At 69.8% G+C, this 12,594-nt stretch carries 11 protein-coding genes and 1 pseudogene; 5 read left to right on the forward strand and 7 right to left on the reverse strand.

Annotated elements, in window-relative coordinates:
- Window positions 1–40: 40 nt before the first annotated feature.
- Genes ACTWQR_RS42485 through ACTWQR_RS42495 form a run of 3 tightly spaced genes read left to right on the forward strand, consistent with a single transcriptional unit; the run spans window position 41 to window position 2,516 of the window.
- Window positions 41–829, forward strand: a complete 789-nt coding sequence (locus ACTWQR_RS42485; RefSeq protein ID WP_443232629.1) for an ABC transporter ATP-binding protein — start codon at window positions 41–43, stop codon at window positions 827–829.
- Between the two features lie 25 nt (window positions 830–854).
- Window positions 855–1,760: an ABC transporter permease gene (locus ACTWQR_RS42490; protein WP_443232653.1), complete on the forward strand. Its 906-nt coding sequence runs from the start codon at window positions 855–857 to the stop codon at window positions 1,758–1,760.
- A gap of 18 nt (window positions 1,761–1,778) precedes the next feature.
- A complete protein-coding gene (locus tag ACTWQR_RS42495) occupies window positions 1,779–2,516 on the forward strand; it encodes a sirohydrochlorin chelatase (protein WP_443232630.1) in 738 nt (245 codons plus the stop codon).
- A gap of 211 nt (window positions 2,517–2,727) precedes the next feature.
- Here ACTWQR_RS42495 and ACTWQR_RS42500 read toward each other — a convergent pair whose 3' ends face one another.
- Window positions 2,728–3,318: a TIGR03086 family metal-binding protein gene (locus ACTWQR_RS42500; protein ID WP_443232631.1), complete on the reverse strand. Its 591-nt coding sequence runs from the start codon at window positions 3,316–3,318 to the stop codon at window positions 2,728–2,730.
- A gap of 116 nt (window positions 3,319–3,434) precedes the next feature.
- On the reverse strand, window positions 3,435–4,445 hold the full coding sequence (locus ACTWQR_RS42505) for a ketopantoate reductase family protein (protein ID WP_443232632.1): 1,011 nt from the start codon (window positions 4,443–4,445) through the stop codon (window positions 3,435–3,437).
- Between the two features lie 190 nt (window positions 4,446–4,635).
- Here ACTWQR_RS42505 and ACTWQR_RS42510 point away from each other — a divergent pair, with 190 nt between their 5' ends.
- The gene (locus tag ACTWQR_RS42510; RefSeq protein ID WP_443232633.1) at window positions 4,636–5,523 is read left to right on the forward strand and encodes a transglutaminase-like domain-containing protein; all 888 of its coding nucleotides are present in this window, start codon (window positions 4,636–4,638) and stop codon (window positions 5,521–5,523) included.
- Here the strand turns inward: ACTWQR_RS42510 and ACTWQR_RS42515 are convergent.
- Window positions 5,495–5,878, reverse strand: a complete 384-nt coding sequence (locus ACTWQR_RS42515) for a nuclear transport factor 2 family protein (protein ID WP_443232634.1) — start codon at window positions 5,876–5,878, stop codon at window positions 5,495–5,497. The genes ACTWQR_RS42510 and ACTWQR_RS42515 overlap by 29 nt on opposite strands.
- Window positions 5,871–6,416 (reverse strand): DUF1697 domain-containing protein, encoded by a 546-nt coding sequence (locus ACTWQR_RS42520; RefSeq protein ID WP_443232654.1) that lies wholly within the window; start codon window positions 6,414–6,416, stop codon window positions 5,871–5,873. The genes ACTWQR_RS42515 and ACTWQR_RS42520 overlap by 8 nt, the downstream gene beginning before the upstream one ends.
- 292 nt (window positions 6,417–6,708) lie before the next feature.
- On the opposite strand from ACTWQR_RS42520, the gene ACTWQR_RS42525 reads away from it, so the two are divergent.
- Window positions 6,709–8,979 (forward strand): MMPL family transporter, encoded by a 2,271-nt coding sequence (locus ACTWQR_RS42525; protein WP_443232635.1) that lies wholly within the window; start codon window positions 6,709–6,711, stop codon window positions 8,977–8,979.
- Window positions 8,980–9,145: 166 nt separating this feature from the next.
- Here the strand turns inward: ACTWQR_RS42525 and ACTWQR_RS42530 are convergent, their stop codons facing one another.
- The 3 genes and pseudogenes from ACTWQR_RS42530 to erm all read right to left on the reverse strand — a co-directional run bounded on the left by ACTWQR_RS42530 (window position 9,146) and on the right by erm (window position 12,459).
- On the reverse strand, window positions 9,146–10,123 hold the full coding sequence (locus ACTWQR_RS42530; RefSeq protein ID WP_443232636.1) for a CDP-alcohol phosphatidyltransferase family protein: 978 nt from the start codon (window positions 10,121–10,123) through the stop codon (window positions 9,146–9,148).
- Window positions 10,124–10,356: 233 nt separating this feature from the next.
- A pseudogene (gene mgt, locus ACTWQR_RS42535) lies at window positions 10,357–11,605 on the reverse strand (macrolide-inactivating glycosyltransferase).
- Window positions 11,606–11,673: 68 nt separating this feature from the next.
- Window positions 11,674–12,459 carry an ErmE/ErmH/ErmO/ErmR family 23S rRNA (adenine(2058)-N(6))-methyltransferase gene (gene erm, locus ACTWQR_RS42540; RefSeq protein ID WP_443232637.1) on the reverse strand — a complete coding sequence of 262 codons (786 nt, stop codon included), beginning with the start codon at window positions 12,457–12,459 and terminating at the stop codon, window positions 11,674–11,676.
- Window positions 12,460–12,594: the final 135 nt, after the last annotated feature.

Raw genomic sequence — 12,594 nt, forward strand, 5'->3', positions numbered from 1 at the left:
GACAATCCCGATAACAACGAGTTCTCAGGAGGTGACGACCATGGCAACCGCCCTCGCCAAGGCCGCCGACGCCGGTACGTCGGTGGAGTACGCCGCGCGGATCGAGCACGTCTCGAAGTCCTTCAACGGGCCCGCCGGGCAGCAGCTCGTCCTCGACGACATCACCCTCGACGTCGCGCCGGGCGAGTTCGTCACCCTCCTGGGCGCCTCGGGCTGTGGCAAGTCGACGCTGCTCAATCTGGTGGCGGGGCTCGACGCGCCGTCCGCGGGCGGCATCTCGACGGACGGCCGCCCGGCACTGATGTTCCAGGAGCACGCGCTCTTCCCGTGGCTGACCGCGGGCAAGAACATCGAACTCGCCCTGAAACTCCGGGGTTTCGCGAAGGCCGAGCGCCGCGACAGGGCCGAGGAACTGCTCGGACTCGTCCGGCTGAAGGGCGCGTACGGGAAGCGGGTGCACGAGCTGTCGGGCGGTATGCGGCAGCGTGTCGCGCTGGCCCGCGCGCTCGCGCAGGACAGCCAGCTCCTGCTGATGGACGAGCCCTTCGCGGCGCTCGACGCGATCACGCGGGACGTGCTGCACGACGAGCTGACCCGCATCTGGCGGGAGACGAACGTGTCGGTGCTGTTCGTGACGCACAACGTGCGCGAGGCGGTGCGGCTCGCGGAGCGCGTCGTCCTGCTGTCCTCCCGTCCCGGGCGGATCGCGCACGAGTGGACCGTGGACATTCCGCAGCCGCGCCGTATCGAGGACACCGCCGTGGCGGAACTCTCCGTCGAGATCACCGAACAACTGCGTGGGGAGATCCGCCGCCATGGCCAGCACTGAGACCAAGGGCGACGCGAAGAACGTCATGGAAGACAGCACGGACAACAAGGGCAGCAGGGACAGCAGGCACAGCCACGACCTGGCCGGTCTGGAGGCGGGGCTCGACGCGCTGGAGACGGTCCAGACGAGCCGGATCCCGCTCCGCGAGACCCTCGTCCAGAAAATCCTGCCGCCGATCATCGCCATCGCACTGGTCCTGTTGGTGTGGCAGGCGCTGATCTCGTTCAAGGTCGTCGACGACCCGACGAAGCTGCCCTCGCCCGGCGACGTGTGGGCCGAGGTGGAGGACGCCTGGCTGCAGGGCACGCTGCTCGACTACATCTGGACGAGCGTCTCGCGCGGGCTGTTCGGCTTCCTGCTCGCGCTGGCGATCGGCACGCCGCTGGGGCTGCTGGTCGCCCGGGTGAAGTTCGTCCGGGCGGCGATCGGACCGATCCTCACCGGCCTCCAGTCGCTCCCATCGGTGGCCTGGGTGCCGCCGGCCGTGATCTGGCTGGGCCTGGAACCCACGATGATGTACGCGGTGATCCTGCTCGGCGCCGTGCCGTCGATCGCCAACGGCCTGGTGTCCGGCGTCGACCAGGTGCCGCCGCTGTTCCTGCGGGCGGGCCGCACCATGGGCGCGACGGGTCTGCGTGGCACCTGGCACATCGTCATGCCGGCCGCCCTTCCCGGCTACCTGGCGGGACTGAAGCAGGGCTGGGCCTTCTCCTGGCGCTCGCTGATGGCGGCGGAGATCATCGCCTCCTCCCCCGAGCTGGGCGTCGGTCTCGGCCAGTTGCTGGAGAACGGCCGCACCAACAGCTCCATGTCGACCGTGTTCCTCGCCATCTTCCTCATCCTGATCGTCGGCATCGCCATCGACCTGCTGATCTTCAGTCCGCTGGAGCGGCGGGTGCTGCGCAGCCGCGGTCTCCTCGTGAAGAGCTGAATGAGGAGCTGAACTGCCATGCACAGCCCGGTACTTCTCGTCATCGCCCACGGCAGCCGCGACCCGCGGCACGCCGCGACCGTGCACGCCCTCGTGCGCCGGGTGCGGGCGCGACGGCCCTGGCTGCGCGTGGAGACCGGCTTCCTGGACTTCAACGTCCCATCCGTCTCGGGGGTGCTGGAGTCCCTGGCCGCGGACGGCGTACGTGACGTCGTCGCCCTGCCGCTGCTCCTGACCCGCGCCTTCCATGCCAAGTCGGACATCCCGGCGGTGCTGCACGAGGCACCGGCACGGCTGCGGATCCGGCAGGCCGAGGTGCTCGGCCCCTCGCCGCTGTTGACCTCCGCTCTCGAACGACGACTGTACGAGGCCGGGCTGGCGCCCGGCGACAAGTCCTCGACCGGGGTCGTGCTGGCCTCGGCGGGGTCCACTGACCCGGAGGCGATCGCAGTGATCGCAGAAATCGCGCGGGAGTGGCGGCGTACCGGTTGGTGCGCCGTGCGGCCTGCGTTCGCCTCCGCTTCGCTGCCGCGCACCGAGGACGCGGTGCGCGAGCTGCGCGCTCTCGGCTGTGCGCGGGTGGCGGTCGCCCCGTATGTCCTGGCGCCCGGCTTCCTGCCGGACCGAATCGCGCGGGGCGCCGCCGAGGCGGACGTGCTGGCGGATGTACTCGGGCCGGCGCCCGAGGTGGCGCGGGTTCTTCTCGACCGGTACGACGAGGCACGGATGCCTGCGCTGGCGGCGCTGGGCGCGTGAGGTGGGGCGGGGTCTTCCTTCGCCCCCGCCGCCCCTACCCTCTCCCACTCTCGGCTTCGCTCGAGCGGGGGGACCCCCATCATCACTGGGGCTCCGCTCCAGACCCCGTTTCGGGGGCCGGCCCTCGAACCCCCACTCCTCGAACGCGGAGGGGCTGAAATACCAGGGGCGGCGAGGGCCTACGAAGCCCGGGCCTGTCAGGCCATCGTCGTCATGCCGCCGACGACAGCTCGGGACTTCGTCCGCTCGACGCCAGCGCGCGCTCGAACACGGGCGCGTCGTCGGGTACGGCGACCGGGTCGGCGAAGCCGTCGTACTGCCGGTAGAGGTCGCCGTGCTTCTCGACCACGTCCAGGACCAGGCCGGCCGCGCCGTCGGAGATGTGGAACTCCTGGCCGGTGGCCTTCGCGACGTCCCAGCCGTGCACCGCCATCTCCTTGATGATCATCGGGGCGAGTTCGGCGGCGGGCATCTTCCCCATGCCGAGGTCGACCTCGCCCTCCCACACGGCCGGATCGGCCCAGGCGGCGACGGCCCGGTCAAGCTGCGCGGCGTACGCCTCGGCCCAGTCCGGGTCGGCCGTGAAGTCGCGCGCGGTCAGTTCCTCGGAGAGCTGCTTGCGCAGGGCGCGGTGCTCCAGGCCGTGCGAGGTGTAGAGGACCCAGTGGTTGACCAGAGCGCGGACGTCCCAGTCCGAGCAGTGGGTCGGGTCGGTCAGCTGTGCCGCCGTGACACCGCGTGCGACGCGCGCTGCCTCGGCGGCACATTCGACCATGTACGGGTGCATGTCGTTGCTCTTCATGCACCTGACGCTACGGACAGCGCGCTCAGGTCTCTTGAACAAACGCGACAGCCTCTTCGGAGGCCTGGACTTCGGAGGCCCGGGCTTCCGAAGCCCGGGCTTCCGAAGACTGGCCTTCAGAGTCCCCGGGCTTCGTCCGCGAGGCGCACGAGTTCCGCCACCGGCATGGAGCCGGCCTGCTTGCGCTCGCGCGCGAAGGCGTTCGCCAGGCGCTGCAGCAGGTCGTTCAGCGGAGTCGGTACGCCGTGCAACCTGCCCAGCAGGGCGATCTCGCCGTTGAGGTAGTCGGCCTCGATCGTGCCGGTGCCACGGTTGAGGGACTGCCAGGAAGAGCCGGCACCGGGCTCGGAGCCGTTGAGGGGCACGAGCCGCATCTTGTCGCCGCGGGCCTCCTTCTGCTCCTCGGCACTGGCGTACGCGATCCCGGCGGCGGCGAGCACCGCCTCGCCCTCGGCGCGCACCCGGTCGAAGAGCGCCAGGCCCTCCTCGCTGGTGAGTACGCCGCTGACCGCCTCGATCGCGTTGGCGAGATTGGCGAGCAGCTTGGCGTACTGCCAGCGCGTCACATCGGGTGCGACCGGCGCCTCGAAGCGGGACTTCTCCAGGTCGGCGGCGATCCGGTGGGCCGTCTCGTCCGTGCCGTGCGGATAGCGGCCGAGGTGGAGGATGCCGGTGAGCGGGGTGCCCGCCGCGGAGACGACACCCGGTTCGACGAAGGTGGCGGGCAGCCAGACGCAGACGCCGTACACCCGCCGGAAGCGGCGCAGCGCGAGGCGCTGGCTCTCCACGCCGTTCTGCGCGCAGACCATCGGCAGGCGTTCGGCCGCCGTACCGCCGCCCGCCACGGGTACCGGGCCCCACGCCTCCAGGGCCGCCTCGCTGTCCTGCGTCTTGACGGCGAGCACCAGCACGTCGTCCGTGCGCAACTCGCCGAGCGCCCCCGGCCCTTCGACGGTGGGCAGCCGGTGCGTGCGCGGTCCGTCCGGGGTCACCAGCCGCAGACCACGGTCGCGCAACGCCTCGTACTGCGCGCCGCGCGCCACGAGAACCACGTCGTGCCCCGACTCCGCGAGGCGGCCGCCGATGGCGCCGCCCACTGCCCCTGCTCCAATGATGATGTAGCGCATGGGTCCGAGCCTGCCACAGTCGTATGTACGCTCCATCGATGGTTGCGGAAAAGGTTCGCGCTCGCCGGAGAGCTGCCTGTACGCCGTCGCGGTTGCGGCACCGCCCGGTTGACCGGTCCCGGAGATGTCATGTGCCGCCTGGGCTCGCCGGGTTGACCCTGCCCCTGGGGCAGACCCGAGGGTCCGGGGTATGGACTTCTACCTGAAGCAGAGCCCGTACAGCGACCCCGGCGCCCTACCGGTCGCCGATCTCCCCGTCGACCCCGGTGAACTGGCCGTCCTCGTAAGGAACTTGGTCATCCATCGCGAGGAGGGCGGCTACCTCGGGTACGTGATGCCCGAAGCGCGCCGCCACGAGGACGCCGAGGCACGGTACGTGGCGGAGATCCTGCGCATCCTGCGCGAGCGCGGGCAGGCGCCGCTCACGGAACACCGGGAATTCGGCGAGCGGTTCGCCGGGACGTGCCGGGACTTCACGTTGCTGCTGTGTGCCTTCCTGCGGGCGACGGGCACGCCGGCACGAGCCCGGTGCGGCTTCGCCACGTACTTCGGCGACGGCACCTCGCACGGGGACCATTGGGTCACCGAATACCGTCTCGCCGACGGCAGTTGGCGGCTCGCCGACGCCCAGGTGGCCGACGGGGCGCACGATGTGCCCTTCGATCCCCTGGACGTTCCGCGCGACCGGTTCCTCGTCGCCGGGGCCGGCTGGCAGGCGTGCCGCGCGGGCGACGCGGACCCGGCGACCTTCGGGGTCACTCTCCCGGACAGCGACCTGCGAGGGCTGTGGTTCGTGCGCTGCAACGTCGTACGTGATCTCGCGGCGCTCAACGGTGTGGAGGTGCTGCCATGGGACATGTGGGGCCTGGCGGCGAAGGACGAGCCGGAGGTGACCGCGGACGACCTCGCACTGCTCGACGCGGCAGCCGCGGCCACGGCCACCCCGGCTGCCGTGTCACCGGAGGAGATCCGGCGGCTCTACGCCGACCCTCGCCTCACCGTCCCGGACGAGATCACCTCGTACACGACCTACCTCGGCATCCGGAAGGTCAGGCTTCCCGAGAGGCTTCGGGCCTGAACGGCGTCCCCTGGTGGAAGTACAGCAGCCACCCCTCGCCCGTCCTGCGCCACAAGGAACTCCGGTGCGCGTGACGGCCGTTGTTCTCCGTGTCGAAGGTGAGGTGGACGAGGTCCGGGGCGAGCCGGACGCCCTTCATGTGTGACGTGGTGCTGGGACGGGCCCCCGGTTCGGTCGTAGCGGACAGCGATTCAATGATCGACTCCCGGTCCCAGTGCCGCCCCGACGCGCCGAACTCATGGAACTCGGGATGCAGTAGCGCCCCGACCAGCTCCGGCGAGCGGCGGATCTCCGGGGCGAGAAGGCGCAGTTCACCCTCGATGGCCGCGTCGAGGGCGGTGGTGCGGTCAGCCACTTGTCATCTCCGAGAGTTTGACGACGGTGTTCCAGTTGCGCGTGGTGGCGACGAGGCCCTTCAGCAGCCGCGGCCTCGACAGGTTCTCCGCCAGCTTGGAGCGGCCGAGGCCGTCGGGGGCGTACAGGTACAGGACGCGGTCTCCGAGGCGGAACTCCTCGGGGAGGAAGGCCTGTTGGTCGATCGACGCGAAGCGCTCGGGGTCGACCGGCGCCGAGAAGTACGTGACGTGCAGCTGCTTGGCCTCCAGCTCGGCGGCCGGGAAGGGGCAGGCGTCGAGGACGGCCCGTAGATAGGCGTGGCCGCGGACGAGCACGTCGACCGTGAAGCCGAAGTGCTTCTCCATCGCCTGCGTCAGCTCAGCAGCGAGCGAGTCCTCGTCGCCGCGGTCGCTGGAGAAGACGGCGTTCCCGCTCTGGAGGTATGTGCGTACGTCGCTGTACCCGAGGCCCTCCATGAGGGTGCGCAGTTCGGCCATCGGCACCTTCTTGCTGCCGCCCACGTTGATCCCGCGCAACAGAGCCGCGTACGTCGTCATCCGATCGGTCATCCGCACACCATAAAGCGGCCATGGTGACCGGTGGCGTGGGCGCACGGACGCGCACGCATCGCGGACTTGACATCGGGCCCCTGATCGTGACCCCGAGAAGCTCTCTTACATGTAGGGGGCGCGCATCCTCCTCAGTGCTGACGCCACGCGGTCCGGACGGAGGAGTCAGGCCCGCCGCACCTCACCGGGCAGCACGACGATAGGTCCTTATCCAGCCCATACCTTCAAAGCGGAGGTGTCGGCAGGGGGCCGTCGCCGAAGACAAGGGGGCAAGCCCGTCATGGGGAACGGAGACATACGGGTGCGGGGTTTGGCCGCCCGGGCCGGCGGCTGGAGCGCCAGGCACCGCTGGGCGGCCGTCGGGATCTGGGTCCTGTTCGTCGTCCTGGCGATGGGGCTCGGCTCGGCGGCGGGCACGGTCGAGGTCAAGGACAGCGAGCAGCTCAGCGGTGAGACGAGCCGGGCCGCGGCCATCGCCGAGGACGCGGGGATCGAGGAGCCGGCCGGGGAGACCGTGCTCATCCAGGGCAAGGACGCGGCCGTCAAAGCGACGGACGCCGAGGTCCGCGCCGCTGTCGACGCCGTGATGAAGGCGGTCGAGGCCACCGGCAAGGTGACGGACGTGACCTCGCCGTACGACACGGACTCGGTCTCGAAGGACGGCCGCAGCGCGCTGGTGCAGTTCGACATGCGCGGCGAGGCGGACACGGCGGGCGAGCGGGTGGAGCCCGTGCTGAAGGCCGTCGAGGACGTGCAGACGGAGTACGACTCGCTGCGGATCGAGGAGATCGGCAGCGCCAGCATGAACAAGACGTTCGACGACGCGTTCGGCGACGACTTCCAGCAGGCCGAGTACTCCGCCGTGCCGGTGGCCCTCGGGATTCTGCTGGTCGCGTTCGGCGCGGTGGTGGCGGCGCTGGTGCCGGTGGCGCTCGCGATCACCGCGATCGTGGCGACGATGGGCCTGATGGGGCTCGTCAGCCATCTGCAGCCGATGGACGAGACCGCCAGCTCCGTGATGCTGCTGGTCGGTCTGGCGGTCGGCGTCGACTACTGCCTGTTCTACCTGCGCCGTGAGCGTGAGGAACGGGCGGCGGGCCGGGACCCCGAGACCGCGCTGCGGATCGCCGCGGCGACCAGTGGCCGCGCCATCGTCGTCTCCGGTGTCACGGTGTGCGTGGCGATGGCGGGCATGCTGTTCACCGGGCTCGCGACGTTCCAGGCGATGGGTCTGGCCTCGCTGATGGTCGTGGCGGTCGCCATGGTCGGCTCGGTGACGGTGCTGCCCGCGCTGCTCTCGCTGCTCGGTCACCGGGTCGAGAAGGGGCGGATTCCGTTCCTGCACCCGGACAAGCGACGCAAGGGCAACGGCGGCTCGGGCAATGGGGAGAGCCGGTTCTGGACGAGCGTGCTGCGCGTGGTGCTGGCGAAGCCGGGGATCTCGCTGGTGGTCGCGGCGGGTGCGCTGCTCGCGATCGCGGCTCCCGCACTCGGCATGAAGACCCAGAACCTCACGCTGGACCAGGAGTTCGGGGACTCGCTGCCGATCGTGGCGACGTACGAGCGTGTGAACGAGGCCTTCCCCGGCGGTTCCGACCCGGCCGAGGTGGTCGTCAAGGCCGACGACATCAACTCCGCCGAGGTCAAGTCCGCGATCGCCGACTTCCGTGAGCAGGCGGTCAGTTCGGGAGCCTCGCGCGGCCCGGTCGAGGTCAAGGTGCACGACGGCCAGAACCTCGCCTTCGTGTACGTGCCCCTGGTGGGCGGCTCGGACCTCGACAAGGCCGAGAAGAGCCTGGAGACCATCCGCGACGAGGTCCGTCCCGCGACCCTCGGCAAGGTCGACGGGCTCGAGGCGCCGGTGACCGGACAGGTCGCGGGCTCGAAGGACTTCAACGACCAGCTCGCGGGCTCGGTGGCCCCGGTCTTCGCGTTCGTCGTGGTCTTCGCCTTCCTGCTGATGTTGCTGTCGTTCCGCTCGCTGACGATCGCGATCACCTCGATCGTCCTCAACCTCCTTTCGGTGGGGGCGGCTTACGGCATCCTCGTGGGCGTCTTCCAGCACGGCTGGGGTGCGTCGCTGGTGGGCGCGGAGGGCGTGGGCGCCATCATCACCTGGCTGCCGCTGTTCCTCTTCGTGATCCTCTTCGGGCTCTCGATGGACTACCACGTGTTCGTGGTCTCGCGGATCCGTGAGGCGCGGCTGCGGGGGCTGACGACGCGGGACGCCATCCAGCACGGGGTGGTCACCACGGCGGGTGTCGTCACCAGTGCCGCCGTCATCATGGTCGCCGTCTTCGCGATCTTCGGCACGCTGTCCATGCAGTCCATGAAGCAGATGGGCGTGGGCCTCGCGGCCGCGGTCCTCATCGACGCGACGATCATCCGCGGTGTGCTGCTGCCGGCGGTCATGGCCCTGCTCGGCGAACGCAACTGGTACTTCCCGAAGTGGCTGAACCGCCTGCCGGACCTCACCCACGACGAGGCCCCCGAGGCGGCCGCCCCGCCGCCTCCGCCTCCGGCGGTCGAGGGCGAGAAGGTCGGGGTCTGACCGATCCGATCGGGTACGACGCCGACGGGGCCGGGGTGTGTTCGACACCCCGGCCCCGCCGGCGCCCCGTAAGGGGCGCGGGGAACTGCGCGACCAGCCCCCACCTGCCCGCACCCGCGGCGGAGCCGCACGTCGACACAGCATCACCGTTCTTCCAGCGGAGCGCTCAGGCCGCCGTGGGCACCTCTTCCCGTTCGAAGGAGTCGATCGTGCGGGTGAAGTCGCGGGTGGAGAGCAACAGCTTGTAGATGATGGCGAGTTCGAAGACCAGGAGCAGGGCGCCGGAGACAAGCGTCACGGCGATCACCTGGTCGATGAGCGGGCCGACGATGAAGACACCCATCTGGAACTCGATACCGCTGATCAGGTGGGCGCGGATGCGGTGGCGCAACAGGAAGGAGCGGAGCCGGAGGTAGGTGGGGAAGCGGTGCCTGAACTCCTGGTGCAGGTCGATGACCTTGGCCGACGGCTGCGGCTTGAGCCCCGCCTCGTCCTCGGCAACCTCCGGGTCCCGCCCCGGCTCCGCCGCCTTGCGCAGGTCCTGCTCGATGTCCGCCTCCGGGTTGTTGCGCAGCAGGTCCTCCATGAAGGCGACGCCCGCCTCGTCCTCGGCCCGGCGGGCCTCCCGGATGCGGGCCTTGATCTGCTTGCGCATGGTGTGCCGGGTCTTGAAGATCTCCAGCGAGTTGATGTACCGCAGTCCGTCGAGGAAGACGACGACAGCCGCGAGCCAGATGTAGGTGGTGTCTCCGGTGCGCTGGTACTGGCCGGCCATCAGCGCGATCGCACAGGCCATGACGCGTATGCGGTCGAACACGAAGTCCAGCCAGGCCCCGAAGACGGAGCCCTGACCGGTGAGCCGGGCCACCTTCCCGTCCATGCAGTCGAGGATGAAGCTCAGGTGGTAGACGACCGCACCGGCGATCAGCCACCGCCAGTCACCCAGCGCGAAGCATGCGGCCGAGGCCAGCCCGAGCAGAAACGCGCCCCAGGTGATCTGGTTCGGAGTGATCTTCGTACGCATCGCGGTGAGCCTCACCAGCGGCGTGGCGACCGGGTCGACGAGCAGCACGGTCCACCAGGCGTCACGCTTCTTCTGGGTGATACGGCGCACCTCTGCGAGGGGCGGCATGTCTCGGCGCATAGGTCAACTTCCCAAAGATCGAAGTGTGTTCACCTCAAGTTAGGAAGCTGTTCGAGCGAGGTACAAGAAGCGCCGGGTGCAACCTTTGACAGGGGGTAACCGTCGAACTCAGTACCCCTGTCCATGGACCGGTCCGGCAGACGCCCGTTACCCGAGCGTTACCGAATGACCTTCCCGTTATCCAAAGTGCGCCATGGCTTCACCGTTGGCGTACAACCGTGACACGTGGGACGTCAGAGATCGCGCTGAGTGATCCAAAGCTCCTCCTCGATCAGATCAGCCGCTCGTCGAGTGCCCCCCTCAGCGGCCATTTTTTCTTGGACTTCCTTGAGCCGCCGCGCCACCTCCGGGTCACCGGCCATCGCCAGAACTGCCTCCCGCAGAGTCTCGGCCGTCGCTTCCTCCATCGGTACGTGCCGGGCGACGCCCAGCGCCTGCAACATGTCGGCGTTGCCGAACTGGTCGACGGCCTGGGGCACGCAGACCATCGGCGTACCGGTGGCCAGCCCCTCCTGGCTGCCGCCCGCCCCGGCGTGCGTGATGAAGGCGTCGGCCTGCCTGAGGATCGCCAACTGCGGTACCCACTGGGCCACTTCCACGTTGCCGGGGATCTCCCCCAGCTCGGCGGGATCGACGAACTTGCCGATCTGCAGCACCACATGCCAGCCGGGCAGGTCACCGAAGGCCTGGACGCACTCCCGGTAGAAGGCGGGCTGCTTGGTGAAGGACGACCCCAGGGACACGAGGAGGACCCGCTCGGCGTCCGCCGGGCGCCGCCAGTCCCCCTGTGCGGCTCGGTCGCCCTGGCAGGCGCCGACGAACGTGTTGCGGTTCTTGTCGACCCGGTCGGCGTTCGGCTGAAGCACCTCGGGGATGAGGACGAGGCAGCGGTCGGGGCGGCCCATGAAGTCCTCGACACCGAGGTCCATGCCGCTGTCGGCGATCCAGCGCGCGAAGGTCTCGAAGAAGGCCTTGCCGCGCGGTGTCTGCTTCAGGGGCTCGAAAATCGCGTTGCCGACGTCCTCCGCGTACCCCTCCCAGCCCACGAGGTTCGGCGAGAGCTGCACGATCGGGACTCCCCAGCGGTGGGCCAGCGTCCGGGCCGGGTAGGCCGTGATGTCGTACAGCACCAGGTCCGGCTCGTCGCCCTCGTACGCGGCGGCGAGCTGTGGCTCCGCCTGTAAGGCGTCGGCGAGGAACGGCTCGATGTGGTCGATCGTCTCGGTCCCCCACGCGTCCGGGTCGTCGTCGGTGGGCAGCGTCGAGTTCCACAGCTTGGGCTCGGCACCCGTCTCGGCGACCTTCTCGGCGAAGGCGGGCGGGATCGCGTACGTGACCCGGTGACCGCGGGCGACGAGTTCCCGGATCACCTCGATGCTCGGGTTCACGTGCCCGTGGGCGGCGATGGAGAACATGGCGATGTGGGCAGGGCGTGGGGTGGTCATGTCTCCGACCTTAGGCGAGACGAGACGTCTCGTGCAAATCATTTTCGAGTCATGGAGAACGGGCTCGGATCACCTTGTTCTGAGGTCGTGCAGAACGGGCTCGGATCACCCTGCTGCCAGTACCTCGTGGAGTCGCAGCCACTGCGCGGGCGGCACCTCGCCGACGAGGACGTGCGGATCCAGGCGTGCGGCCCTGAACGCCGCGTCGACCCGGCGCCTTGGACGGTCCCGGCGCAGCGAGGCGTGCAGCGAGCCGCCGATCCCCGAGAAGCCCAGCTCGACCAGGTGCCGCCAGGCGGCGTACGCGGGCGGGTCGAGCAGCGGTGCGCGGCGCCGCTCGATGCGTACGATCCCGGCGTCCACCCGGGGCACGGGCCGGAACCGGGTCCTGGTGACCCGCCCGAGGAACCGCCACTCGATCCACGGCCAGGTGCGGACCGTCAGCAGGGTCCAACTCCCGTAGTCCCCAGTGCGTTTGCGCGCGTACTCGAGCTGGGTGAGGAGGGTGGCGTCCGTGAGGCCAGGAGCCCGCAGGCACCAGTCGACTACGGCCGCGGTGCGCGAGAAGGGCACGTTTCCGGCGACGGAGAAGGACGTACTCGGCGGCTTCGCGGTGAGGAAGTCCGCGCCGATCACGCGCACTTGAGGCGTTTCGGAAAATCGGGCGCGCAGGGCGGGTACGAGCCGTGGGTCGATCTCGTAGGCGAGCAGCTCCCAGCAGCGGGGCGCGAGCACGTCGGTCAACGCCCCTTTGCCCGCGCCCACTTCGAGCAGCAGGGGTGGCTGGTGCGGATGCGGTGCGGCGAGCCGGGCGAGGCGCTCGGCGGTGGCGCGGTCGGCGAGGAAGTTCTGCGAGAGGGTGCGGGAAACACGCGTGGGGCGGGCTGCCATGGCCTGCGGTCCTTGTCTTCCGTGGAGGGCATACGGGCAGACGAAGGCCCTGACCGGAGACAGGAGAAGAACGCGCAGGGCGGGCACGCGTCAGATGCGTGCCTGCTTCAAGGCGTACGAGAAGGGGCGTCCGGC

The organism is Streptomyces sp. 2A115 (genome assembly GCF_052245575.1).
GTDB lineage: Bacteria > Actinomycetota > Actinomycetes > Streptomycetales > Streptomycetaceae > Streptomyces.